26 protein-coding genes and 2 pseudogenes are annotated in these 25,918 nt (G+C 49.8%); 12 read left to right on the top strand and 16 right to left on the bottom strand.

The genetic code is table 11. From position 1 onward, the window contains the following. Positions 1-12: 12 nt before the first annotated feature. A complete protein-coding gene (locus tag LA360_RS28280; protein WP_112482613.1) occupies positions 13-771 on the bottom strand; it encodes an SDR family oxidoreductase in 759 nt (252 codons plus the stop codon). A 506-nt stretch (positions 772-1,277) separates the two neighbouring features. On the opposite strand from LA360_RS28280, the gene LA360_RS28285 reads away from it, so the two are divergent. The 4 genes from LA360_RS28285 to LA360_RS28300 all read left to right on the top strand — a co-directional run bounded on the left by LA360_RS28285 (position 1,278) and on the right by LA360_RS28300 (position 6,532). Beyond that, positions 1,278-2,888 carry a class I adenylate-forming enzyme family protein gene (locus tag LA360_RS28285; RefSeq protein ID WP_022202724.1) on the top strand — a complete coding sequence of 537 codons (1,611 nt, stop codon included), beginning with the start codon at positions 1,278-1,280 and terminating at the stop codon, positions 2,886-2,888. A 15-nt stretch (positions 2,889-2,903) separates the two neighbouring features. After that, positions 2,904-4,487: an acyl CoA:acetate/3-ketoacid CoA transferase gene (locus LA360_RS28290; protein WP_089776459.1), complete on the top strand. Its 1,584-nt coding sequence runs from the start codon at positions 2,904-2,906 to the stop codon at positions 4,485-4,487. 91 nt (positions 4,488-4,578) lie between these two features. Further along, complete coding sequence (gene fabG / locus LA360_RS28295) at positions 4,579-5,316, top strand: 3-oxoacyl-ACP reductase FabG (RefSeq protein WP_022202722.1); 738 nt, start codon at positions 4,579-4,581, stop codon at positions 5,314-5,316. Positions 5,317-5,344: 28 nt separating this feature from the next. Then, positions 5,345-6,532, top strand: a complete 1,188-nt coding sequence (locus LA360_RS28300; RefSeq protein WP_022202721.1) for a thiolase family protein — start codon at positions 5,345-5,347, stop codon at positions 6,530-6,532. A gap of 116 nt (positions 6,533-6,648) precedes the next feature. On the opposite strand, the gene LA360_RS28305 is transcribed toward LA360_RS28300, so the two are convergent. The 8 genes from LA360_RS28305 to LA360_RS28340 all read right to left on the bottom strand — a co-directional run bounded on the left by LA360_RS28305 (position 6,649) and on the right by LA360_RS28340 (position 15,267). Beyond that, positions 6,649-7,749: a hypothetical protein gene (locus LA360_RS28305; RefSeq protein WP_022202720.1), complete on the bottom strand. Its 1,101-nt coding sequence runs from the start codon at positions 7,747-7,749 to the stop codon at positions 6,649-6,651. Beyond that, on the bottom strand, positions 7,746-8,933 hold the full coding sequence (locus LA360_RS28310; RefSeq protein WP_022202719.1) for an ABC transporter permease: 1,188 nt from the start codon (positions 8,931-8,933) through the stop codon (positions 7,746-7,748). Before LA360_RS28310 ends, LA360_RS28305 begins: the two co-directional genes overlap by 4 nt. Before the next feature lie 23 nt (positions 8,934-8,956). Next, positions 8,957-10,864 (bottom strand): zinc ribbon domain-containing protein, encoded by a 1,908-nt coding sequence (locus LA360_RS28315; RefSeq protein WP_112482547.1) that lies wholly within the window; start codon positions 10,862-10,864, stop codon positions 8,957-8,959. Between the two features lie 78 nt (positions 10,865-10,942). Further along, a complete protein-coding gene (locus LA360_RS28320; RefSeq protein ID WP_057572748.1) occupies positions 10,943-11,617 on the bottom strand; it encodes an ABC transporter ATP-binding protein in 675 nt (224 codons plus the stop codon). Between the two features lie 645 nt (positions 11,618-12,262). Continuing rightward, entirely contained in the window at positions 12,263-12,652 is a 390-nt protein-coding gene (locus LA360_RS28325; RefSeq protein WP_022202716.1) for a hypothetical protein, read from the bottom strand. Positions 12,653-13,462: 810 nt separating this feature from the next. Then, positions 13,463-13,942 carry a GNAT family N-acetyltransferase gene (locus LA360_RS28330; protein ID WP_330378533.1) on the bottom strand — a complete coding sequence of 160 codons (480 nt, stop codon included), beginning with the start codon at positions 13,940-13,942 and terminating at the stop codon, positions 13,463-13,465. Between the two features lie 86 nt (positions 13,943-14,028). Continuing rightward, positions 14,029-14,832 carry a helix-turn-helix domain-containing protein gene (locus tag LA360_RS28335; protein WP_057572611.1) on the bottom strand — a complete coding sequence of 268 codons (804 nt, stop codon included), beginning with the start codon at positions 14,830-14,832 and terminating at the stop codon, positions 14,029-14,031. Between the two features lie 21 nt (positions 14,833-14,853). Further along, positions 14,854-15,267: a DUF3795 domain-containing protein gene (locus LA360_RS28340; RefSeq protein WP_057572610.1), complete on the bottom strand. Its 414-nt coding sequence runs from the start codon at positions 15,265-15,267 to the stop codon at positions 14,854-14,856. A 330-nt stretch (positions 15,268-15,597) separates the two neighbouring features. Between LA360_RS28340 and LA360_RS28345 the strand changes: the two genes are divergently transcribed. From LA360_RS28345 to LA360_RS31720, 6 genes and pseudogenes are all read left to right on the top strand, one after another. Next, positions 15,598-15,999, top strand: coding sequence for a cysteine-rich VLP domain-containing protein (locus LA360_RS28345; RefSeq protein ID WP_089774948.1), 402 nt, complete (start codon positions 15,598-15,600; stop codon positions 15,997-15,999). 120 nt (positions 16,000-16,119) lie between these two features. After that, the gene (gene mobV, locus LA360_RS28350) at positions 16,120-17,061 is read left to right on the top strand and encodes a MobV family relaxase (protein WP_057572608.1); all 942 of its coding nucleotides are present in this window, start codon (positions 16,120-16,122) and stop codon (positions 17,059-17,061) included. Positions 17,062-17,074: 13 nt separating this feature from the next. Further along, on the top strand, positions 17,075-17,266 hold the full coding sequence (locus LA360_RS28355; RefSeq protein ID WP_057572607.1) for a hypothetical protein: 192 nt from the start codon (positions 17,075-17,077) through the stop codon (positions 17,264-17,266). Positions 17,267-17,359: 93 nt separating this feature from the next. Then, positions 17,360-18,871 (top strand): recombinase family protein, encoded by a 1,512-nt coding sequence (locus LA360_RS28360; RefSeq protein ID WP_112482545.1) that lies wholly within the window; start codon positions 17,360-17,362, stop codon positions 18,869-18,871. A gap of 598 nt (positions 18,872-19,469) precedes the next feature. Then, on the top strand, positions 19,470-19,760 hold the full coding sequence (locus LA360_RS28365) for an alpha-helical endospore appendage domain-containing protein (protein ID WP_003523167.1): 291 nt from the start codon (positions 19,470-19,472) through the stop codon (positions 19,758-19,760). Between the two features lie 203 nt (positions 19,761-19,963). Next, positions 19,964-20,188, top strand: a pseudogene (locus LA360_RS31720) (TspO/MBR family protein); the annotation flags it as partial. Between the two features lie 267 nt (positions 20,189-20,455). Here LA360_RS31720 and LA360_RS28375 read toward each other — a convergent pair. After that, entirely contained in the window at positions 20,456-21,631 is a 1,176-nt protein-coding gene (locus LA360_RS28375; protein WP_027641388.1) for an IS91 family transposase, read from the bottom strand. After that, on the bottom strand, positions 21,628-22,476 hold the full coding sequence (locus LA360_RS28380; RefSeq protein WP_027641389.1) for a tyrosine-type recombinase/integrase: 849 nt from the start codon (positions 22,474-22,476) through the stop codon (positions 21,628-21,630). The genes LA360_RS28375 and LA360_RS28380 overlap by 4 nt, the downstream gene beginning before the upstream one ends. Positions 22,477-22,731: 255 nt before the next feature. Between LA360_RS28380 and LA360_RS31725 the strand changes: the two are divergent. Together LA360_RS31725 and LA360_RS28390 are read left to right on the top strand one after the other, a co-directional pair. After that, positions 22,732-22,947 (top strand): annotated as a pseudogene (locus LA360_RS31725) (TspO/MBR family protein); the annotation flags it as partial. 212 nt (positions 22,948-23,159) lie between these two features. After that, entirely contained in the window at positions 23,160-23,363 is a 204-nt protein-coding gene (locus tag LA360_RS28390) for a hypothetical protein (protein WP_002584291.1), read from the top strand. Positions 23,364-23,597: 234 nt separating this feature from the next. Here LA360_RS28390 and LA360_RS28395 read toward each other — a convergent pair whose 3' ends face one another. The 5 genes from LA360_RS28395 to LA360_RS28415 form a co-directional block, all read right to left on the bottom strand. After that, on the bottom strand, positions 23,598-23,786 hold the full coding sequence (locus LA360_RS28395) for a hypothetical protein (protein ID WP_022202103.1): 189 nt from the start codon (positions 23,784-23,786) through the stop codon (positions 23,598-23,600). A gap of 238 nt (positions 23,787-24,024) precedes the next feature. Then, entirely contained in the window at positions 24,025-24,381 is a 357-nt protein-coding gene (gene rplT, locus LA360_RS28400; protein ID WP_022202102.1) for a 50S ribosomal protein L20, read from the bottom strand. Positions 24,382-24,409: 28 nt separating this feature from the next. Continuing rightward, the gene (gene rpmI, locus LA360_RS28405) at positions 24,410-24,607 is read right to left on the bottom strand and encodes a 50S ribosomal protein L35 (RefSeq protein WP_002584294.1); all 198 of its coding nucleotides are present in this window, start codon (positions 24,605-24,607) and stop codon (positions 24,410-24,412) included. A gap of 29 nt (positions 24,608-24,636) precedes the next feature. Then, on the bottom strand, positions 24,637-25,131 hold the full coding sequence (infC, locus tag LA360_RS28410) for a translation initiation factor IF-3 (protein WP_002584295.1): 495 nt from the start codon (positions 25,129-25,131) through the stop codon (positions 24,637-24,639). Positions 25,132-25,557: 426 nt separating this feature from the next. Further along, positions 25,558-25,872 (bottom strand): DUF1540 domain-containing protein, encoded by a 315-nt coding sequence (locus tag LA360_RS28415; RefSeq protein ID WP_002565218.1) that lies wholly within the window; start codon positions 25,870-25,872, stop codon positions 25,558-25,560. Between the last annotated feature and the right edge of the window lie 46 nt (positions 25,873-25,918).

Below are 25,918 nucleotides of genomic sequence, written 5' to 3' on the forward strand. Positions count from 1 at the left end.
TTCCACCTGTTTCTACCTCCCCAAAAAACCTCCGTCTACCGGGATAACCGCCCCCGATATATAAGCAGAGGCATCGGAAGCCAAAAACACAGCCAGCCCCTTAAGATCCTCCGCGGTCCCCCATCTTCCCATGGGTATCCTGCGGGTGGTCTCCTCGTATTGGGCAGGATTCTTCACCTTCATGGTGTCCGTCAGTGCCGTGGCCATGTATCCCGGAGCAATGGCATTGACATTGATTCCTTCTGCCGCCCACTCATTGGATAACGCTTTTGTCAGCTGGGCAACTCCGCCTTTGCTGGCACTGTAGGCAGGAACCAGAACACTGCCGAAAAAGGAATCCATGGACGCTATGTTGATAATCTTTCCGTAATGACGGGCCGCCATAGACTTCCCAATCCTCTGAGACATGAAGAACACGGCGTTCAGGTTAAGCTCGATTACTTCATTCCAGTCATCCGGCAGCACCTCAAAAGCAGCGCATCTGTTCAATGCTCCGGCCGCGTTAACCAGGATATCAACACGCCCGTTGTAAATCTCCATAATCCGCTCACAGACAGCTTCCCGCTGCTGCTTCTTACTTAAATCTCCTGTCACTCCATAAGCTGAAGGTCCGCTGCCTCCTATTTCCGCGGCAGCTTCCAACGCCTTCCCTGTCCTGCCGGTTATGATTACCTCTGCCCCGGAGCCGTGCAACGCCTGGGCAATTCCATATCCCAGTCCCCTGCCGCCTCCCGTGACAACCGCCCGGCGTCCTTCTAAATCAAGTATCATTCCTTTTCCCCCTCTCTCTTTCCCTGTATCCAAACGAATCAATCCCCTCCTTTTGCGTTATGTGGTTTGTGTTCACCAATCGTAATTAGCGATTCAGTTTCGTTATGTTTCGTTCTTTTTAGAAAATAGTTTCGTTATGTTGTCCCAAGCATAGCACACGGTTTCGTTAAAATCAATAAGTTTATTTCCCTTTTTCTCTTGTTTTAATGCTTTTTTACTTTTTCAACAAATTTTCAGTACATATATTGTGTATTTTTTAAAAATTGTTTATTTTTTATCAATATTATTGTGCATATACTTTAGATTCACCTGTTTTAAAACAATCCCATTTCTTCAACAGATATACAATATGCATAATATTTTTACTGTTTTTTATATTATATTGTCTCCATTATAAAGTACCGCCCAAAATAAATAATTTTTTCTTATTGACTATTGAATCATTTTCGTTTACTATTAGCCTAAATAACGAAATCGGTTTCTCTAATACACGGGGGGTATTAATTATGATTAACGGAACAACTCTTTGGAATCGCTCTTATACTGCGGATATGATAGAAAAGACCTTTTCCGGCAAGACTTATTTGACCTATCCCAATCTTCCCGCCAACTTATATGACGCATTATCCTTATCTGCCGCACGCCGTCCGGACAAGACAGCCGCTGTGGATGATAACGGCACCGCCTATACCTACACGGAACTGAGGGACATGGCCGACCATTTTTCTTCTTACCTATATTACATATCGGATATCAAGCCGGGAACCAAGACAGGCGTCATGATGTTCAACAGTGTTGAATTCTGCGTAACCTTCCTGGCTCTTACAAAGCTGGGAGCCGTGGTCATACCGCTGCCCAGTAAATACAGCCGGAACGAAGTGCTTTCACTGACGGCAAAGGCCGATCTCCAGTACATCCTGTGTGATGAAAAGTTTTATGACTGGTTTGTGCCGTTAGAAACCTCCGGCGTCCATATCATGAAGCCCGGACGGGGTAAGAACGGATTTGGTTTTTCCCACCTGTGCGCCTCCTATCTCAGCCCTGTGCCGTCTCTTGGCAGGGAAGAGGATGACGCGCTCATCATGTTCACCTCCGGCACCACCTCTCAGAGCAAGGGAGTCATTATCAAGAATTACAGCATCATGCACGCCATTGTCTCCTACCAAAGAATTTTCCAGATAACGGACAGGGACTCAACCCTCATTCCCATCCCCATCTATCTGGTAACCGGGCTGGTGGCGCTTCTGGGGCTGACCCTGTATGCAGGCGGAACCGTTTACCTGCACAAGTTCTTTGATGCCAAAAGGGTTCTCAGGGATGTAAACGACAAGGAAATCACATTCCTCCACTCCGCACCCGCTGTATTTTCCCTGCTGCTAAGGAAAAAGGACAGTTTTCCTTCCCTTCCCAGTCTCAGGCTTCTGGCCTGCGGAAGCAGCAACATGTCAAAGGAAAAACTGACAGAGATCCACCGCTGGCTGCCCTGCGCCGCATTTCACACCGTATATGGGCTGACCGAGACATGCTCGCCTGCCACCATCTTTCCGGGCGATGCCTCCACCAGCAGTTACATTGGTTCCTCGGGCCTTCCCATTCCCGGCACCTGCTTTTGCATACTGGACGACTCAGGTTCACAGATGCAGACAGGCCAGGTAGGGGAAATCGCGGTCAGGGGGACCGTTGTCCTGGACCGGTATTATCAAAAGGGAACCGGCGGGCTGGACGGAGACGGCTGGCTCCGTACCGGAGACCTGGGATATTTTAACGGGGAGGGGTATCTGTTTATCGTGGACCGGAAAAAGGACATGATAAACCGGGGCGGAGAAAAAATATGGAGCTTTGATGTTGAAAATGAGCTGTACAGGCTGGACGGGATCGATGAGGCGGCCGTGGTGGGAATTCCCCATGATATATACGGCGAGGTGCCTGTGGCCGCGGTGAAGCTGTCTCCCGAAAGCATTCTGACGGAACAGCAGATACAGGAATTGCTGAAATGCAGGATTGCCAAATACATGATTCCTTCCCGCATCATCTTCCTGGACGAGCTCCCTCTCACACCCAATAACAAAGTAAACAAATCAGCCATACGGAAACTTTTCATGCAGCCAGAACATTAAGGAGGTTACACAAAAATGAGAAAACCAGTTTTTATCACCGGCGAAGAAGCTGCCGCCATGATTGCCGACAACGCAACTGTGGCAACCATCGGCATGACCCTGGTGTCGGCGGCCGAAACCATTCTCAAGGCCATTGAACAGCGCTTTTTGGAAACAGGAAGCCCCAGAGGGCTGACTCTGGTCCATTCCTGCGGGCAGAGCGACCGGGACCGGGGAATCCAGCATTTTGCCCATGAGACCATGCTCTCCAGAATCATCGGAGGCCACTGGGGACTGCAGCCCAGGATGATGCAGCTGATTGCGGACAACAAGATTCTGGCCTACTGCATTCCCCAGGGCCAATTTGCCCAGCTATACCGCAGCATGGCCGGAGGCGAGCCGGGAAAGATTACCAAGGTGGGCCTGGGGACCTTCATAGACCCCAGGATTGACGGCGGCAAAATGAACGAAATCACCATGAGCGCCCCCGATATCAGCGAGGTGGTTACTATTGGCGGCGAAGAATATATGCGCTACAAACCCATTCCTCTGGATTACTGCATCATCCGGGGAACCTATGTGGATGAATACGGCAATCTGACCACGGACGAGGAGGCCATGCATCTGGAAGTGTTCTCCGCCGTCATGGCATGCAAAAAATTCGGGGGCAAGGTGCTGGCCCAGGCAAAATATAAAGTCAAAGCCGGTTCCCTCCACTGCAAGCGCGTGATTGTGCCGGGCGTATTCATTGATGCGGTTGTCATCTGCCCCAATCCCGAGGAGGATCACAGGCAGACCCACAGTTTCTATATGGACCCTGCCTACTGCGGGGATACCAAGGCGCCTGTATCATCCGATGACGTCCTCCCCATCTCGCTGCGCAAGGTCATAGGGCGCAGGGCGCTGATGGAGCTGTCGCCTGACGATGTGCTGAATGTGGGAACCGGGATTCCCAATGATGTAGTAGGCCCCATTATCACGGAGGAGGGCATGTCGGAGGATGTGACCATCACCGTGGAATCCGGTATCTATGGAGGCATTCCCATGGGCGGCATTGACTTTGGAATCGCCAAAAACCAGTTTGCCCTGGTCCGGCACGACGACCAGTTTGACTATTACAATGGACCCGGCGTGGATGTCACCTACATGGGCGCAGGCGAGGTGGACGCCCAGGGAAATGTCAACGCCACATGTTTAGGGCCGAAGCCCACGGGAGCAGGCGGCTTCATCGATATCACCACCAACGCCAAACATGTGGTCTTCTGTTCTTCCTTTACCGCTAAAGGGCTGGACTGCACCTTTGAGGGAGGAAGGCTTCATATCAACCAGGAGGGCTCCTTAATAAAATTTGTCAACCGGATTAAACAGGTTTCCTACAACGGCAAAATTGCCAGAGAAAAGGGCCAGAAAATGCACTACGTAACAGAACGGGCCGTATTTGAGCTGCAGGCGGAAGGACTGACCCTGACCGAAATCGCCCCCGGAATTGATATCCAGACCCAGGTCCTGGACCTGATGGAATTCACTCCCCGAATCAGCCCTGATCTGAAGGAGATGGACATGGCTATTTTCATGGAGGGGGCTCCCTTTGGACTGAGAAAGTATATATTTTCTAATTAATACGCAACAGTTCAGGACGGCTTTTTCGGTCAAGAAGAGTCTCCGTCCTGAACAGTTCCAATAACATATTCATATTAAAGGAGGATTTGTCATGAGACTAGAAAACAAAACCGCAATTGTAACAGGTGCAGGCCGCGGTCTGGGAAAGGGAATTGCCTTAAAACTGGCGGCCGAAGGCGCCAAGGTCATCGCAGCAGACATGTCAATGGAAACAGCCTCTGCAACCGCTGATGAAATTAACGCTTTAGGCAGCACAGCCAAGGCCTTTGCTGTCAATATAGCCAAGCAGGACGAGGTAAAGGCAATGATGGACTTTACCGTGGAGTCTTTCGGCACATTGGATGTCATTGTCAACAACGCCGGAATCAACCGTGACGCCATGCTGCACAAAATGACCGCGGAACAGTGGGATCAGGTCATCGCGGTCAACCTGACCGGCACATTCTACTGTGTCCAGTATGCGGCTCAGATTATGAGGGAAAAGGGAAGCGGCGCCATCATCAACATCTCCTCCGCCAGCTGGCTGGGGAATATCGGACAGGCCAATTATGCCGCCTCCAAAGCCGGCGTAGTGGGCCTTACCAAGACAGCCTGCCGTGAGCTGGCAAGAAAGGGCGTCACCTGCAATGCCATCTGCCCCGGTTTTATCGACACGGACATGACCCGCGGCGTACCTGAAAAGGTATGGGATACCATGATAAGCAAGATACCTATGGGCAGAGCCGGCAGCCCTGGGGACGTAGCCAACATGGTTGCTTTCCTGGCTTCTGACGAGGCAGACTACATAACAGGCGAAGTAATCAACGTGGGCGGCGGCATGATTCTTTAATCATATAAAACAGTAGGAGGATACGGATATGGAAAATTTAAAAGAAGTAGTAATTGTCAGCGGAGTCCGGCTTCCCGTCGGCTCTTTCGGCGGAAGCCTCAAGGATATTTCCGCCATTGATATGGGCGCCATGGCTGTAAAAGAGGCAGTGAAGCGTGCCGGTATAGAGCCCTCTGATGTAGATGAGACCATCGTAGGCCAGGTGGGCCAGATTGCGGAATGCGGTTTTGTGGCCAGGGCCGTCAGCCTGAAGGCCGGGCTTCCCGAATCAACATGCGCGTATTCCGTCAACCGTCAGTGCGGTTCGGGCCTTCAAGCCATTGCCGACGCAATGATGGAGATACAGACAGGATTTGCGGACGTGGTGGTTGCTGCGGGCACCGAGAACATTTCCCAGCTTCCCTACTACGTAAAGGACGCCCGCTGGGGCACCAGGATGGGACACAAGGTGTTTGAGGACGGCGTCATCGATATATTGACCTGGCCCTTAGGCCCCTACCACAATGGCGTGACAGCTGAAAATGTAGCCGAGAAATACAATGTGACCCGCCAGGAGCAGGACCAGTATGCCCTGGAAAGCCACCTGAGGGCAGCGGCAGCCATCGAAGCCGGTAAATTCAAAGATGAAATTCTTCCGGTGGAATTAAAGGACAGAAAAGGAAACATTACTGTCTTTGACACTGACGAAGGCCCCAGGGCCAGCCAGACCATAGAAAAGCTGGAGCGCTTAAAACCGTGCTTTGTAAAGGGCGGAACCGTAACCGCGGGTAATTCCTCCAGCTTGAATGACGGCGCTGCCGCAGTGGTTGTCATGTCCAGGGAAAAGGCAAACGCCCTGGGCGTCAAGCCTCTCCTTACCATTAAAGGCTACACGGTCGCCGGCAACGACGGGGCCGTCATGGGATACGCTCCCAAGCTCTCCAGCGAAAAGCTGGCAGCCAAACTGGGATTGGACCTTAAGGCCATTGATATGTTTGAAATCAACGAGGCCTTTGCAAGCCAGGCCTTTGCCGTACGGCGCGACCTTGGTCTGGATCCCGATAAAGTAAATATTTACGGCGGAGGAATCTCCATCGGCCATCCCATCGGCGCAACCGGCGTTATCCTGGCTGTAAAGGTGCTTTATGAACTGCAGCGGACCGGCAAAAAGGATGCCATGGTAAGCATGTGCATTGGCGGCGGACAGGGAATCTCCATGTACTTTACCAAAGACTGATATAGGGATTAAAACCGGGGCTGAAATCCGTGATGGAGGATTTTGGCCCCGGTTTTCGGTATGCGTATGCTTTGTTGTATTTCAGCATTCACATCTTACTATATCCAATTTTCAAATCACCTGAATACCTGCAGATAATACCACGGCGGAAACAGCCCGCCCACCTGGTCCAGTCCCGGAAAGAACCTCCCTGCATCCACAAAAACAGGGCAGAATACAAGGCTTCCAATGACCAGAAATGGTATGATGCAGCAGAGGACCTGCTGCCTGCGGCATACCAGGCGCAGAATCCAGGCCGCCCCTATGACAACGCAGCAGTAAACGGCCATAACCGCGGCCTCTCCTGGCAGGGATGTCATCACGCCTCCCGCCCACAAGGCCAGCAGGCCTGATACGCCGGCCATGACAGCAGGAGCCGCCATGGAAGCCACACGGCAGGGTATCCTGTATCCGTATGAAAGCGGAAGGAACAATCCCCGCTCCTCATCACCGCACATGACTACAGCCCCATACAGACCGGTGACGAACACATAAACAGCCACCAGACCTCTGACGGGAAATACATCTGGCTGGCTGCCGGCAACGTCTCTGTCCTCTCCATCCCTGCCCTGGAACTGGTACTGAAACCGGAAGGTGGAACCGCTCTCCAGCCATTTTGCGTAAAGCTCCCTTGCCTGTGCGGCTGCTTTCTCCCTGGCTTCGCCGCCTGCCGTTCCCAGAGGGTCAAACAATTCATTTTCAGCCACATAATCCGCCAGCAATTCCCCATCGTATATCTCCATAAGAGCGGCAAACACGGTCTCCGTGGAAAGGGCCGCAGCCACGGTGGACGGCGCCGAATATACGCCAATGGAACGCTTATAGGATTTGGCATCCAGCTTCTCCTCCAGTCCGGCATATACCACATAACCGCATTCCGCCCGCCGGGATGCCACTTCTGCCTTTACCGCTTCCTCGCCGCGGCACAGATAGAAGCGGAACATTCCCGCGTCCTCTCCTCTCGGCCGGTTCACAAGGCTGTCCGCCAGGGCATTGCCCAGCGCGTTCTCCCCGCTCTCCTCCACACTGATGGCTATGTTCACGTCCCGGCTCCCCTTTTTCTGGGCCTGGCCTGCTGCCAGCACCCCCAGGGGCAGGAGCAGGAGGATAAACAGAAAGGACCATTTTCTCATATAACGCTTGCATGACAGAAAAAACCACATAGCGGCCCGCTTCATTCCCTGACCACCTCCGCTCCCACGCTGAGCAGAAACCCTGCCAGGGCCAGGGCTGCCAGCTTCATGATTACTGCCAGGCTAAAGGACGACGTAACCACCAGCTTCATTCCCTCCATCAGCATATAGTTGGGCAGAAACGGCGCCGCGGCCCGGAAGGTGGCGGGCAGGAACACCAGGGGAAGAAATCCTCCCGACAGAAAGTGCATGGCAGTCACCGCCAGAAACAGCAGCATAACGCCTCCCATAAGGCTTCCGGCCGCCTGATAGATAAATACCACCATGGACGCCGCCCCCAGGCAGACCATCAGCAGGGCAGCCAGTCCAGGCAGGTTTAATTCTATCAGTCCCGCAAAGGACGCTCCCAGGGCTGTACACAGGGCCACCGCCATAAACAGCATCCCCAGCCCCAACATCCTTGCCGCAATCAGCGTCCCTTTTCCCACTCCTATAAGGGCCAACTGACCCTTCATGGACGCGGAGCCTGAGGCAAGATAAGCTGACACCGGAATGGCGCTAAGCAGCAGGAACAGCACAGCGGTGCTGATGCCGTAAAAGTGAATCGTATCCACATCGCCGGTGGCGCTGACCCTTACATTCTTAAAGTAATCCATACGCGGCAGACTGTAACCCATGTAAATCCGGTTCAGGTCCGCCTCCAGGCCGCTCACCGAATCAGCCATGCCATAAAGGTACAGCAGTTCGTCTCCCGCATAGATTCCCGCCTGGCCGGCTCCCAGAGTGGAGGCGCCCGCGTCGGTCAGTTCCTTGAAAATGCGGCTTTCCAGACCGGTTCCCCTGGGCAGCAGAATTTTCACCGGAGTATTGGTTCCGTTCATAATATCCTGCACAAAACCCTCCGGCACCTCCATCACCGCGTATAGTTTCCCTGCATTCAGCTTATCCAGGCATTCCTCTTTATTCATATATTCAAAATCGCAGATGCTCTTGACGCTTTCCAGCGAACTGACCATGGCCAGCGCCTTTTTCGCCACCGCATCTCCTTCAGGAAGCACTACCCCTACGGTAATCCTCCCTGCCGATGTCTCCCCATACAGCATCCTGGCTGACAAAAGGGCAATCGTACCCGCTAAAAGTAACAGCACGATTGCCCCTGCAAAGATGTGGGGAAGCTTTTTACATGCTCGTTTCAGCTCAAGCCTGAGATAAACCAGACGTGCAGACATATCTTCCCATTCCTTTTATCTTATTAGTACATGGATATTCCCAGCTGGCTGCATAATCCCATGACGCCAAACAGCATTTCCATCCCTACATTGGTCCATTCCTCTTCCGTGGCAGACAGCACATTCATGGTCTCGCCCTCTAAAGGACTGATTTCACCTTCCAGCGGCTGGTAGTAGTATTCACCGCTGAGAACCACATTCACGGAATCATCCATAATGGATGTCTCCAGAGAATCTATGTTCACATGGACGGATTTGCCCTTTTCCAGCTGGTCCACTGCGCCTGTTGCGGAAATCTTCACAAGCTGCGAACCATTTCCTCCCACTTCGCCTGACAGGTGGTAGCTTCCATCCTTGGAATCATACGTACTGGTATATGTAAAATTATAAGCCCCATCACCCGGAACAGACAGATCCAGTGAAAGGTCGCTGGTCAGTACGCTTTTATCGTAGGTTCCCTGCTTCACCATATCAATACTCACCGTATCCGTGGCATCCTCCAGCGTGATGCTGGCCAGAGCATTCTGGGTCAGATAGGCTCCGCCCTGAAGCTGGCAGCTAAAGGTCACTGCACGGTATCCCTCTTCGGAAACATCTGTATCATCCAAACGGAGATTGGTGGAGCCCTCCACTGCTGCCAGACGTCCCTTCTTATCCACATAAACCGTCATGTTTACATCGGTCAGCGCCTTGTCCAGATATTCTATCATCTGGTCCACCATATTCTTTGCCTCCTCGTAGGACTGCTGCTGCATCTCCTCTGCGGACATATTTCCGGTTCCCGACATGGTTCCGCCCATAAGCTCGCTCATCTTCACGGTGGTCTCCAGCTGACGCATAAAGTCTGCTTTCAGGGTCTCATCCTGAAGGAAGAAATCAGAGGACTGACGAATGAATTCAATCATGGAATCTTTGCTGACAGTCACATTGTATCCCTTGCAGCTCACCTGCGCGCCATCCATGGTGTAGGTTCCCTTATCTGCCTTTTCAACCGTCAGGGCAGCCTTGAAATTCTCCTGGGCCTTGCACCCTTCTTTATAACGGTTAATCAGCGCCTCCATGTCAAAGGGCTGTTTGCCTTCTGTCTGCACCTTTTCAGCCTCGTCCATCAGCTCCGTGAAATAAGCGGCCATGCCTTCCACATCCACGCCGTTCTGCTCCAGCAGAGGTCCCACGGTCGGGGAATTCTTAATACGGTCTGCCAGCCCATCTCCCAGGTCCACGGTAAACACCTTGCCGGACAGCTCCGGAATCGCAAGCATCAGGGTGTCATCCCCATAATATGCGTTCAGATTGGCAAGGTCCATTCCGCTGTAGATTACTCCCATATTGAAGAAGCTCCTGCCATTGGTCTTGTCGTCCTTTGCCTGGAAGCGCAGTCCGCTTCCCGCATAGGCATTGACCGTCTCATCCGAGCAGCTGTCCATCTTAAGTGTCAGACCGCCCTGGCTGTCTGCTGTCTTCACTGTCTCAGCAAAGTCCTTCAGTCCAAACAGCTCCTCAGAGGGATAAACCTGTCCTTCCGGGAACACATTTTCAAAGGCTTCAATGACAACCTGCTTGGGGTCCTTTGTGGCCATCTTCACATAAGCCAGCGCCACAACGGCAATGACAGCGGCAATGGCGACAACGGCAGACAATACCTTGATAAACTTCTTATTTGGCTGGGGTTCTGCCGGCACGGTCACAGCTGTTGGAGCCGGCTCTTCCTCTTTTACGGTTTCCGCTTCGGCCGCCGGTTCTTCCTCTTTTACAGCCTCTGCCGCTGGTTCTTCCGCTTTTACAGCCTCTGCTTCGGCTGCCGGTTCTTCTTTTGCCGGGTCCGGACCGTTGTCTTCCGGTGTCTGATTGTCCTGTTCCATCGGAGCCCCGCACTGGGTGCAGAATTTCACATCTGCTTCCTGCTCTGCTCCACACTTGGTACATTTCATATTTCTCTCTCCTCCCTTGTAAAAGGATCTTCCCGCTGCCCTGTATGCTGCCGCAGCGGCTGCCCTTTCGTTTTGAATCTATCGAAATTGGCTAATCAGCTCTTTTGCCGACAGGCCACAATCGATTCCGCTTAAAACTCCGCCTTTTAGTATGTACATCTTCGTACACAGGGCCAGCTCCGCCAGCTCATGGGATGTCAGTATGACAGCCCCGCCTGAAGCCATATATTCCCTGAGATAGTTCCGGATAACTTCCTTGCACTCCAAATCCAGGGCAGCCCCTGGCTCATCCATAATAAGGACAGGAGCATGATTGGACAAAGCACATGCTATGCCGAGCCGCTTCTTCATTCCGCCGGAAAGCTTTCCCACCGTCCGGTCCAGCATGCGGTCCACACCCAGCATGGAAGCCGCTCCGCCTTTCAAATCCGATTCCATCTGCTTCCTGCTTCCCCTGTACCACAAAAGCAGGTTATCCCTTACAGTCAGTTCCTCCATAAGCGGATTCTCCTGAGGCACATAAGCCGCCTCCTCCGCGAATACCCGCGGATGGCCCGACGCTTCCCTGCCGTTGTATAGAATGATGCCCCGGTCCGCTTTCTGGGCGCCTGCCAGAATGGACAAAAGAGTAGTCTTGCCGCAGCCGTTATACCCCACGATGCCCACACATTCTCCCGGAGCCACCGTCAGGTCCACTCCCGCTAAAATATTCTGTCTGTGATAGGACTTGTAAATCCCTGATATCTCCAGCATCGCCGCAACCGCTCCCGTAAAAAACAATATATGATACAGGACTCAGTGTACCATATATTGGGAAGGAATGCAAAACAATAATTATTAACGATTCCTTAATATTGTGGGACTAAAAAGTACGGTTTTACGTTGTTTTTCAGCATATTTGTGACTTTACCGTGTCTAATAGGGCGGTATCAGAAAGTAGAAAATGGCATGAAATCAGGCAGGTCTGTTTACACGTCCCGATCCCGCCTGCATCATGTAACCGAATTAACGTTTAAGCGACATGTGATGTTGTCGGCCGCAGGGACCGCCGAGAGGCATTTTTCGTTACCAAGGAGATTTTTATAAACTCTGATGAATCGGAAATCTTCGATGAAATAAAACATTTATAGCCGCACTATCTCATTATATTGTAAAATATTATCTTGATTAACAAAAGGCGCCTTTACGGCGCCTTCTTTATAACTGTCCTTCCTTCTTTAACTAGTATAACTCGATTTAAATAAGCTTACAATTTAAGCATTGGTAGTAATCTGATTTCTTGGCTTACGTGTCCGTGCTTTGGGCGCACGTTTCCCTTGGTTTTCAGGATAATAATGTAAACTTATTAAAATCGAGTTATACTAGTACAAAACTTTTCCAGTTAACAATTAAAACCTACTACTTTTTTGTCACAGAAATCACAGTTCCGGTGAATGCTTCTGTTTCTTCTAGTTTTCCTGTATAAATCACAGAAACTGTATCCCCTTCTTTGACAGAAGACAATCCCTCTGGCTTTTCTCCCTCAAAGCTAATTGCATAATCAACTCCATTCTCATCAGTGATAGTAAACATAAAATCCTTAATGTCGCTGATAATGCCTGTGATAGTCGACTCGTTTTCTGCAGCCATGTCATTTTCAGCAGAGGATGCATCCGATGTGCTTTCCGTCCTGGAAGTGCTAACCATCTGTGTGGACACTGCAGAGGATGTTGTCCTTTCCTGTGCAGAGCAACCTGTAGCTAACATCAGTGTTACACAAGCTGCAACTAATATACTCCTTTTTTTCATGATTTAAAACCTCCTTGTCTTTTATAAATTCATAATATTAGACGTAATACATTTCAAAAAAGTTGCGACTTTTTACTATTTTTTGAACAGTTAAAATGTCTATTTAGGTCAGTTTACAAGAGACTACACGCAGACCGTGAAACGGGCTGCTAACAACAAACGGCGGTATGCTCCCGGAGAGGGCAGCATACCGCCTGTTTTGTTGTCTGGGGAATCCAAAGGGGCTTGCCCCTTGGCACACGACTTTGCGAAGCAAAGTGTAGTGTGTTATACGCTCTGTCGGCGTTGCCGTGAAAATGCCGTTGCCGCCGTGGAGGGCAACGGCATTTGAAGCGGCAGGAAAACAGGCTGTGCTTGCGGGGCGGGATGCCACAAGCGCAGGACTGTTTTCGCCAGCAGACAGGGCGTATATGAAGCCCCCGGCCCTCGCCCCCGCTTGGACATCGGGTCAAGTTAGCCCGATGTTGTGTATAGACACTCGGCAAAAATAGCAGAACGGACGGCAACCGTCAAGGCTGAAATGAACGGGCTTACGCCCGACCTTGACCGCCGCCGCCCGTCCCGCTGAATGGGTAGACAAGACGGACAATCCCATACTGTGCTTGTCCGCCGTCAAAGTTATTTTGAGGCTGTCCGTTCTCTCAAAATTAGAGTGGGCGGGAAAGCCATTTTAGGGCTTTCCCGCCTTGATTACTCATAAGCAAAGACGGGCGAGGCTGTCAACGGCGGCGCTGTAAGCGCCGTTCATCTTGACCGTTGACTGGCTCGGCTGGCTTTGCTATCTCCCAGACGAGGAATTGTTGAAAGATGTTATAATGAAATCCAATATCTTTGTATTATTCCACTTTTACTTAAACCTACTGTATCAGAAATTTCGTTCTCCAACATCCCACCATTTTTAATAATCGTTCTTTGTGAAGCTACATTTCCTTTATCGCAGGTTAATAAAACCTTACTTTCTCCGAAGTCGCGACAAATGGGCAAAACCAGTTTTAGCATTTCAGACGCGTACCCTTTTTGCCTTTCTGATGGACGAATACTATATCCAATATTGCCCCCATAATTTTTAAGAAAATCCGATAATGGGTGACGAAAATCAATCATTCCGACAAGAAATTTGTCACTTTGTCTTACCGCTAAAAACACTTCTGATGGAACATATCCAGTTTTATACTTTTTTCTTAATCTTCCTTCAAAATCAATCCATTCATCAAATGAATAGACATCTTCAAGTCCTGCACAACCGTCAAAGCTATCCCCATTTTGTGACATTTCTTCTTTGTATGACATTACTTGTTCTGCATAAAGTTTACATGGCCTAACTAACATCAATCCACACATTACTTTTTACCTCGCAATTTCTCGATTGTCGCTCGCTATTTCCGTTTTCCCCGTTGCGGCACATAGCTTTTCGTCAACTCGGATTTTTGTACAATCCGGGTCAGCCATTGTTTTTCTTCCTCCGTCAGCTTGGTGTAGCGCAGTTTTGTCTGCTTACACAACACCATCAACAGGTGTTCCGCCCGACTGCCTTTGAAGTTCGCCACTTCCTCCAAATCCCGCTTGAGTTCGTCCACAATGGTATTCTCCGGGGCGCTGTCGCTCCTGCCCCTGTGTGCTTCCCGTATGTCCTCCATAATAGCGTCTATGTCGTGATGTACCCGGCTGCTGAAATAGTCGCCCTCCCGCACATGGGCGGCTTGCAGGACACCAGCGGTCTTGTCATGCTCCCCCGGCTGGTACTTCTCCATAATTTCGGCCCTCGCCACATCTACCCATGCGTTCAAGTTCTGTATCTGTGTTGCGGCGATACCCTCAACATAAATCTGTATATCGGCCAGCAGCTTGACAAAATCCGGGTGCGCCGCCAGTTCACAAAGCAAGGCGGTATCAATTCGCCCACTTTTCAGCAGGTCAATCATTTCATCACTCAAACGCAGGTCTGCAAGATCGGCGTTTGGGTGACTTTTTGTTTCGGTCAGCCCTAACAGATAATCAGCGGTCACGCCGTAAAACTTCGCCAGCTTGATAAGGGCATAGTGGCTGATGTCCTTGAAGTCGTCCGCTTCATAGCTGCCCAGCGCAGACTTGGAGAGTTGTGTCTGCTCCGCAAGCTGTTCCAGCGTCAGCCCACGCTCCACACGCAGGTCTTTCAAGCGTTCCTGTATTGTCAACGCCAATCTACACACCCCCTCTTATGCTTATTTCATGCTTTCTTGACACTCGCTGCACTCTCTGTCATGGATAGAAATGATACCTCCGCATTTGGGACAAGTATATTTCCCTTTCTGCTGTTCCATGAACCTTTCCAAACCGTGCTGACGAACAAACTCGCTGTTCTCCATAAGGCTCGCCTGATACCTTTTGTTGTAACTTTTTTCAAGGTTTTTAATCAGCTTGCAAGGATAATCGGGACATTCAAAACAATAGGACAGCCCTTTGCCCTTGATACAATCTTTTATCTTGCATTTGCGGCAGTGTTCCGGTTTGCCCATGTCGCTGTTCAAGCAACCGGCACACGGCTTTTTATGATAACAATGCTTATAGCAGACCAAACAGTTCATGCCGCAGGGGGCAAACATAGCCGTATCCATTTTTTCTGTTGGCATTTTCATGGCTCGCCCTCCTTGTCAGCTTACGGTTTCTTTCATTCTACCACAATTCCGAGAGCGTGGAAATAGTGTGTTTTCCAGCGGGATTTCCAACCTTTCGGATATACGGGACGGGCGGTCAAAAAAGTGTAGACTTGTGTTAGTTCATCGATGGACAAGCACAAGTGAATGACCGTCCGAAAGAGATATTACCGGCTGGGGAAGTACGCCGTGACCCCGCTTCTGGCCACTGTCCCGAAGTAGGGAGAGCGTACCAATGCCGGGATACGCCGCAGGAATGGGGTAGGAACGGCTTTCGGGGAAAACGGCAGTAAAGCGAAAATGGAGGAACGCATGAGCAAAAAAATACCAGGGATAGAGCGCACACCGGGCGGCGGCTTGCCCCGCATGACCCCGGCGCAGCGCAGACGGGCAAACGCCCTCATTCGCAAAACCTGCTGCAACTACGATAACGGCAACTGCCTGTTGCTGGACGATGGGGAGGAATGTGTCTGCCCCCAGTCTATCTCCTATTCCGTCTGCTGCAAGTGGTTCCGCTGGGCAGTGCTGCCACAGGACAAGGCGCTGGAGGCGGAGATATTCCGCAGCGCCAGCGTGAAGCGGTGCGCCGAATGCGGGGCGGCTTTCGTCCCCCGTTCCAACCGGGCAAAATATTGTGAAGCCTGCGCCAGACGGGTACATAGGCGGCAGAAGAACGCCAGCGACCGGAAACGGCGCAGGGAAACGGACAAATAGGGGCTGACAAAAGCCCGTAAATCAAGGACTTTTCCGGGCTGTTCGGGGCGGGGCTGTGTGTTTGTACGCCCCGCCCCCGAAACAGCCCCCAAACTGTCCGCAGGAGGGAGGATTGATAGATTGCCGCAATACGCAATCCTGCGATTTGCAAAGCACAAGGGCAACCCGGCAAGGCCGCTGGAAGCCCATCACGAACGGCAGAAAGAAAAGTATGCCAGCAACCCGGATATTGACACAGCAAAGAGCAAGTACAATTTCCATATCGTTAAGCCGGAGGGACGCTATTACCACTTCATTCAGAGCCGCATTGAACAGGCCGGGTGCAGGACACGCAAGGACAGCACCCGGTTTGTCGATACGCTGATAACCGCCAGCCCAGAGTTTTTCAAGGACAAGCCCCCAAAGGAGATACAAGCCTTTTTCCAGCGGACGGCTGACTTTCTTATCCAGCGGGTAGGCCGGGAGAATATCGTGTCGGCGGTGGTACACATGGACGAGAAAACGCCCCACCTGCATTTGACCTTCGTTCCTCTGACACAGGACAACCGCCTGTGCGCCAAAGAGATTATCGGGAACAGAGCCAACCTCACAAAGTGGCAGGACGATTTTCACGCCTACATGGTAGAGAAATATCCTGACTTGGAGCGTGGGGAGAGTGCCAGCAAGACAGGCAGAAAGCATATCCCCACCCGCCTTTTCAAACAGGCGGTTTCCCTCTCCAAACAGGCAAGGGCGATTGAAGCGGCGCTGGATGGCATCAACCCGCTGAACGCAGGGAAGAAGAAAGAGGAAGCCCTCGCCATGCTGAAAAAGTGGTTCCCGCAGATGGAGAACTTTTCCGGGCAGTTGAAAAAGTACAAGGTCACGATTACCGACCTGCTGGAAGAAAACAAGAAGCTGGAAGCAAGGGCAAAGGCCAGCGAAAAAGGCAAGATGCAGGACACAATGGAACGAGCGAAGCTGGAAAGCGAATTACATAATATCCAGCGGCTCGTGGAGCGTATTTCCCCGGACGTGCTGGCGGAACTGAAACAACAACAGCAGTACGGAAAGGATAGGTGATTTTATAGGCAATATGGAGCATATCAGATATAAAAAAGAAACAGAGGTCGTGACCTTTCAAGGGAAAGAAATCACGCTGGAAAATCTCTCCCCGGTATTCACCCCAGAGCAGGAAGCGGCGAACCGCCGGGAGTTGGAACAACAGCTTTATGAGGTGTTCCGCAAGTACGCCGACAAGCGGCGGGCAGCGGAAGCCGGGGCGTAAGGTTTTCCAAAGGCAACATTGATTTACGGGGCTGCTGGCAGTATAATAGTATTGTCAGCAGCTCCGTTTCTTTTTGAAGAAAAGGAGCGACAAATGAACAATCGAATAGACGCGATTTATGCAAGACAATCGGTTGACAAAAAGGACAGCATTTCCATTGAAAGCCAGATTGAGTTTTGCAAATACGAATTGAAAGGCGGTAACTGCAAGGAATACACAGACAAAGGATACAGCGGCAAGAACACAGACCGCCCGAAATTTCAAGAGTTGGTGCGGGACATTAAGCGGGGCTTGATTGCAAAGGTCGTTGTTTACAAACTTGACCGTATCAGCCGTTCCATTCTGGACTTTGCCAACATGATGGAACTGCTCCAGCAGTACAATGTGGAGTTTGTTTCCTCTACAGAGAAGTTTGATACCTCCACCCCGATGGGGCGGGCCATGCTGAATATCTGTATCGTGTTCGCCCAGCTTGAACGGGAAACGATACAGAAGCGGGTGACGGACGCTTACTACTCCCGCAGTCAGCGGGGCTTCAAGATGGGCGGCAAAGCCCCCTACGGCTTCCATACGGAGCCTATCAAGATGGACGGTATCAACACAAAGAAGCTGGTGGTAAACCCGGAAGAAGCGGTAAATATCCGGCTGATGTTCGAGATGTACGCAGACCCGGCAACCTCCTATGGCGACATTACCCGGTACTTTGCGGAACAGGGGATTTTGTTCTACGGCAAGGAATTAATACGCCCCACGCTGGCGCAGATGCTACGCAACCCCGTCTATGTGCAGGCAGACCTTGATGTGTACGAATTTTTCAAAAGCCAGGGGACGGTGCTTGTCAATGACGCCGCTGACTTCACCGGCTTGAACGGGTGTTACCTCTATCAAGGCCGTGATGTAAAGCCGGACAAGTTGCACAATCTCAAAGACCAGATGTTAGTGCTTGCGCCCCATGAGGGGATTGTCCCGTCGGAAACATGGCTGGCCTGCCGCAAGAAGCTGATGAACAACATGAAAATCCAGTCCGCCCGAAAAGCCACCCACACATGGCTGGCAGGAAAAATCAAGTGCGGTAACTGCGGCTATGCGCTTATGAGTATCGTCAACCGGGTAGGCCGTCAATATCTCCGCTGTACGAAACGGCTGGACAACAAAAGCTGCGTCGGGTGCGGCAAGATTTACACCGCCGAACTGGAAACGGTAGTCTATCAGCAGATGGTAAAAAAGCTGGAAAGCCACAAGATGCTGACGGGCAGGAAGAAAGCGGCAAAGGCTAATCCTAAAATCGCCGCCCTGCAAGTGGAACTTGCCCATGTGGACGGCGAGATTGAAAAGCTGGTGGACAGCCTGACGGGGGCGAACAATGTCCTGCTCTCCTATGTGAATGTGAAGATAGCGGAACTGGACGGGCGCAAGCAGGAACTTGTGAAGCGGATAGCGGACTTGACCGTGGAAGCCATCAGCCCGGAACAGGTCAGCCAGATTTCCGGCTACCTCGACACTTGGAACAGCGTATCCTTTGACGACAAGCGGCGGGTGGTGGATTTGATGATTACCACCATAGCCGCCACAAGCGAAGCCATCAACATTACATGGAAAATCTGACGGGCAGCACACCTCCCGTCAGACCGTTACCCTGTGTAGTCCCTTGTATACTGTACTTTAAGAATGTATAAACTTCATGAATATACCTGTTTTTGCATTTCATTAGTATCCATAAGGTAAATCCTGACCTCATAGTTCACCTCTTCCCTTAATCGCTCCCTTATTTCATTACATGCATGTCCAAAATCCTCCTATCTTTTAAAACGAACCCAGACCGTCCCCTCATACCTCTTCTCTTTATCAAAACAGCCCTTAGCAATATCGGGGCCACTGGCATGCTTCAATATGCATTTATTTTCATCAAAAGACTGGTAACAGTTCCTGCATTCTGTTGCATTGCACATCTCCGCCAAATTATATATTGTCTTCTTGCATTCATACAGGGGTTGTCACACTTTTTCATCTAGTATAACTCGATTTAAATAAGCTTACAATTTAAGCATTGGTAGTAATCTGATTTATTGGCTTACGTGTCCGTGCTTTGGGCGCACGTTTCCCTTGGTTTTCAGGATAATAATGTAAACTTATTAAAATCGAGTTATACTAGTCCATATAATATTATTATCTCGATAGAGAGATAAGAAAGGAGATAATTATAATGACCGATGATAGAAATATTCATTGCCCAACAACATGTCCAAGGAGCTGCCCATGCCCGATTCTTTTGGAGATTGCTACCTCCATTGCTAACGAAGAACAGGCTCTTGCCTGCATATTGAATGCAGAGTGTGATAAAATAAGCAAGGTCGTTGCGGCTTATAGCGATTACGAAACCTTAGTGGCCATTGATACATCCGTTCAGTCTACACTGGACCGGATTATAAGCCTCGAGGGCGTATTAAAGGCAAAACTGGATTCAATCATTCCATTACTGAACGATTGCATGTAACAAGTCCGTAACAACCAGGTGGTCTCTCTTTATGAATTAAATAATATGTGTTAACCTCTCCATATTCCGGAGGACTTAGGTCCTCCGGAATATAACTTCATTCATACCTTGGTATGCATTGGTCCTTATAACAATATAGATAACACCTCTTAATAGGCTTAAAATCTGAAGGATATCTTATCTATTATCTATATAAGGGCCATATGAAAATACGAGATAAAAGTGCTCTTATCATATCAATACTTATCCCATTAGCGGTTGGCACAATGTCTGCATTATTTAGCGGAAATATGTCATCATACTCTATTTTAACTCAACCAGCTTTCAGCCCACCGGGATTTATCTTTCCTGTCGTATGGACAATACTTTATATACTGATGGGAGCTTCCTCATATATAGTTTATTCTTCAAATAGTCCCAATAAATCGTTAAGGAAAGAATCGAAGGTGGTGCAAACGAAAAAGCAGCTTTGATATTTCGATAACTGCCCTTTCGTTTGCATCAGTTTCGATTTTTCCTGGTTGAACAAAGGCGCGTCCGGGTAGCCGTTATATATGGACTTTCAATTTCCCCAGCCTTTTAGCGAAGTATACTGCATATGGATGCATGGCAGCCAGATTCGGCGTCCGGTGTCATGTTTATGGCATCAGAAATAAGCCTCCAAAGGAAGCTTAAAAAATATTCAGTTGCCTTTTTTAACATAGAAGATGCGGTTCTGGCATTGTACAAGGCTGCCCTGCCGGTAAAGGAATGATCCTTCCGCCGCAGGAAGAACACCTGCAGATATCCTTATTGTAAAGCAGCCGGATCATGGCAGGGGCATCCAGATCTTTCAGCCTTGCGATATACTTTCTACAGCCGAGGAGATTCCGGCACAAGGTGATCTTCTTATTCTTGTTCCGGGATGACAGCAGGCCATAGTGGCGTATCCGGACAAAACGCTTCGGCGGGACATGCATCAGAAATCTGCGGATAAACTCCTCACCGGAAACCGTAATCTCCTCCCACTGGCCCTGGTTTTTATAATCTTTTGCAGTAAATGTGACCATAGAATCCGTCATGCATTTGATACGATAATTGCTGATGGCAATCCGGTGTGTGTACCTTCCAAGGTACCTGATGACGGATTCCGCGCCATGGAACGGCTTCTTACAGTAGGGTATCCATTCTTTTTTGTAACAGGTATCCAATAATTCCTGTAAGGCATAATGGTTCCTGTAAGGCTCTGCCGTACCGTGGAATTCGAGTTTTCCATCTTTCCATAGCTGTTTCAGTTCAGCAAGATATTTTCCGCGGAACAGCCGGGAGACCACCCTGACCGGAAGGAAGAAGTCCTCCCCGCTGCCTTTCCAGTGATTTCCTGCATCCAGCCCGCCTCCCAGAACAATGGCATGGATATGGGGATGGAAGTTCATGGCGCTCCCCCAGGTATGCAGAATGCAGATATAGCCGATGTCAGCGCCAAGGTATTTCGGGTCAGCCGCAAGTTCACGCAGGGTATCGGACGCGGCATGGTAAAGCGCTGTATATAAAAGTTTCTGATTGCTGTAGATAACAGGGTTCAGATTTTCCGGCACAGTGAATACCATATGGAAGTATGGCGCGTCCAGCAGATCCTCCCTGCGCGCGTCAACCCATTTTTCTTTCGGGAATTCCTGACACATAGGGCAGCATCTGTCACGGCAGGAATTATAGTGGATGGAAATACAGCCGCAATCCTCACAGACGCTCACATTTACGCCAAAAGCACCGGTCTTGCAGTTCATGATGTGGTAAGCCGCCTTTCTCTGGGCAGGGGAAACATCATGGGAAGATGCATAGGAAGGATAAAAACGGTTAAAAACATCCTGGATTGTGCAGTCAGTGTTCATTCCTCACCGCCTTGCGGACCATCGAACGGGCTGCGGATGCCGAGGAGGGTCTTGTTGCTTACATGGAGGTAGACATCGGTAGAGCGGGGATCCACATGCCCGAGAAGGGACTGGATATATTTGATATCGGTCCCGCTTTCAAACAGGTGGCTGGCAAAACTGTGTCGGCACGCATGGGAAGAGACACGGCGGGTAATACCGGCAAGCCTGGCGCTTTTTTTAAAGAACTGGTTCACACTGGTTATATCCAGGTATCCACCAGTCCAGGAGCTTGGGAAAAGTATCCCCCTGGGCCGGCCGCATTTGTACCAATACTCGGTAAGAAGGTCAAGATTCTTCCGGGAGAGGATGGTATACCTGTCAATCCTGCCTTTGGTTTCACGGACATGGATGGTCATGTTGGTACGGGAAATGTCATCGTAATGGAGATGGACAGCCTCTGAGACGCGTAATCCGGAAGAGTACATCGTCGCAATGATAGCTTTATGCTTCAGGTTTTGGGTGGCCTCAATGATCGCGTTTATCTCATTACGGCTCAGGACGGCGGGAAGGTTCCGTTCCCTTTTCATGGCAGGAACTATGTCATCATCCCAAAGGATCCAGAGCACTTTTTTGTAGAAGAACTTAATTGCTGACCGATAGTGGTTGTGAGTTTCGGGAGACCTGCCTTCCAAACGTTTGGCAGAGAGGAAACTTTCCGCATCGTCAAGTGTAAGCTCAGAGGCGGTTTTCCCAATACAGCGGAGAAAGTAATTGACATTGGCACAGTACAAGTTTATGGTACTTTCCCGCAGGTTCCGTTTTTCCGCTTCATAGCGGATAGATTCAAAAATATCATCGTACATAATAAAACCTCCTGAAATAAGCAGCGTTGATCGTGGCAGCTGCCTGTCAGGAGGGGCATTGGCATCATAATTCCGCTTGCGGAAGACACCAAAAAATGCTATTGTAATCATAGGCAGTGGAGGTTTCCGTATTTGGTTGTTTTGTGTGGTAACTTAACAATACCGTATTGCGGAAGATTTTTCCACTGCTTTTTATTTAGAGGAACGTAAAAACTGCGCCACAGCCTTGGCAGGCCATCGCGTAGCGATTTTGTTCAATCGAAAGCTTTGTTGCTCTATTGTATACAGTTATTTTTCAACTTTTGTTGGAGTATTATCTTTTTTGGTTTGGACCTTTTCCTATTTGCTTTTATCTGGCTCATTGCACTAATTCTCATTGTTAACCCTCTATCTGCTTATTTACAGATTCCTTATCTGATATGGTGCATATTTGCCGCATACTTAAATTTCTCTATTTTCCTATTAAATTGATACGTGAAGTGAAGCGGCTAAGCCAAACTTATCCGGTTCTTCTATATGCCGTCCGCCGGCGGACATTGACGGAAACCGGCAAAGACCGCGTTGTCCTGTATCGAATATGCAAGTATGGCAGTAAAAAATACAATACAACATCAGAAGGGAGACAAACTGCCGAATATTTTCCGCCAATCTTACAAAAACTACTACGGACAGGAGGTATCATCATGGCAAAAGCAGGAATGAGAAGACCCAGCCCTTACGACGCTGATAATCACGGAACCGAGAACCACCACAAAATGAAACACCCCAAAAATGAGCAGGCCCAGGTTCCCGAAATCCAGGGGGCTGCCAAAAACGGCAACGCCAAAGCAGGCCCTGTCAATGCTCCCAACTGGGCAAGAGACGATTATAAAACAGGAGAGCATTAAAGACAGGAAAAGGCGGGCCTGGTCATATCCGGCGCCCGCCTGCACCCCCCCCCCACCCAGTAAACGCTTCACTTCCTCCCGGTTCATCTCCACTACCTCCAGGGCCTCTGCCTCATCCAGTATTTTACATGAAGGATTTCTATTCCGGGTTCTTATTATCCGCCTTCTTCATTGTCCCTTTTTTTCTCCCTTACTTTCCTGTACCCTGCACGGCGGGTCTTTTCACGAACAGCCTCACTGCCATAACCCGTCCTCCAGGACCGCCATCATCAGGGCCAGATGCAGATTCATGGCAGCCGTCTCATCGTCAATATAGTGGACATTACGCTCCATCTTCACCCGCCCCGGCAGCAGTTCCATTGCATCAAACTGGTCCTTTGCCGCTTTCCGCGACTGGTATTGTACATATGCATCCTTAATCATTGCCCACAACCTCCTTTGGTTATTATAACGCTTGGAGGCTGCTTTTTCCCTTGTTTTCTGCCCGGAATACGCCTGCCGCTATGGTCAGCTGCCAGGCGGCTGCGCCCAGCCACGATTCATACTCCTGTTCAGGATAAAGGTAAACGCAAAGAAATCAGCCGTGAAAAGGCCGTTTCAAAAAAGAGGGCACTGCAGCTTGTCCTGCAATACCCTCCTGTGTTCTTATATCAATTTTCAATTAAGCAATCCTGGACTTAGCCAGCTCAGCTAACTTCGCGAATCCCTCTGCGTCATTGATAGCCATTTCAGACAGAACCTTACGGTTTAAGTCAACCTCAGCTAACTTTAAGCCGTACATGAACTTGCTGTAGGACAGGCCGTTGATACGTGCTGCAGCGTTGATACGCGCAATCCACAGCTGTCTGAACTGTCTCTTTCTCTCTTTTCTGCCTGCGTAGGAGCTGGTCAGGGCACGCATTACGGACTGCTTTGCAATCCTGTACTGCTTGGAACGGGCACCTCTGTAGCCCTTAGCCATCTTTAAGACTCTATTGTGTTTCTTCTTTGCATTTAAACCGCCTTTTACTCTTGCCATCGGTAATTCCTCCTTCTACAATTCAAACTTACAGATATGGTAAAATCTTCTTCATTACCTTTGAGTTGGTAGCATCGGTAACGATATCTTTTCTAAGATTTCTCTTCCTCTTAGTGGACTTCTTAGTTAAGATGTGAGTCTTGTAAGCTTTATTGCGGACTAACTTACCGGTTCCTGTCTTTTTAAAGCGCTTTGCTGCTGCTCTGCTGGTTTTTAACTTTGGCATTGTAAATTTCCTCCTTAAAACTTTCTATTTTAACGTTTTGCAGTTAAAAACATAACCATGCTTCTTCCTTCAACTTTGGAGGGTTTATCGATAACTGCGATATCCTTTAAACTCTCAGCGAAATCATCCAGGATGTATTTGGACTTGAACATATGGGCCATCTCACGACCGCGGAAACGAAGTGTTACCTTCACTTTGTCGCCCTTCTCCAAAAACTTTCTGGCAGCTCCCACCTTGGTGTTCAGGTCGTTGGTGTCAATGTTGGGTGACAAACGAACTTCCTTTATCTCGATTACCTTCTGTTTCTTCTTGGCTTCTTTTTCCTTGCGTGCCAGTTCATAACGGTACTTGCCATAGTCGATAATCTTACATACCGGCGGCTTTGCCGTAGGTGCAATCTTCACCAGGTCAAGCTCTGCTTCCTGAGCCAGCCTCAGCGCCTCTTTTCCCGGCACGATGCCTAACTGCTCCCCGTCCTCGCCAATCAGCCGTACTTCCTTGTCTCTGATTTGCTCGTTAATCATTAATTCGCTAATAGTCGTACACCTCCAAATAAGTCATGTTGTTCTGGAATCAGCATGCCCCCGTTCTTTCCCTGTAGGGCAAAAAATAAAGCGGACAGCCCGGCTATCCACTTTCTCACATAAAACCATCTGCTGCCCTATCTCACATGGAAATATCCGGAAATAATACAGCACATCGTTTCATCTATAAACCCGGGTCACTTACTCGTGCCAGGGTGAGGCGGATACCTGCTTTCCTGTCAGTCGTTCTCACAACTTATATTAATCTACTACATTTGAACGTATTTGTCAACTCTAATTTCAAATTTTTCTTATAAACTTTTCTCCAGGCTTGTCTCCACCCTGCCTCCGGCAAAAGGCCGGGGACGCCCTCCGGTTCCCCGCAAGACGTCCCCGTCCCCTCACACATCCGTCCTGATTCTGAATCTATCTGGCCTTAAAGGTACTGCATCTGGTCTCCGTACATTCGCAGGCTCCGTCACCGCTGATATCAATACGCTCAGCACTGCAGCGGTGTTCCTCATTGTAGACACATTTTACTGCGTCGCAGGCAATCTCCAGCCTTGTCTCAGGGGTCTTGAACAGGTTGGTGAACTTGCCTCCCTTGTTCTCGTCAAAGCTCGCACAGCAGGTCTGCTCTGCTGTCTTAGCCTTGTTCCCATCCACTGCAATGGCTGCCTTGCAGCAGCAGTTATCAGCGTTGTGCAGGCAGTTCTTTACACTGCATTCCAGCTTGGTCATCGTCCTTACCTCCTTCTCCTGGTCTTTATTCTTACCAATGACAAGG

The sequence above is a fragment of the Enterocloster clostridioformis genome, from assembly GCF_020297485.1.
Classification (GTDB): Bacteria; Bacillota; Clostridia; order Lachnospirales; family Lachnospiraceae; genus Enterocloster; species Enterocloster clostridioformis.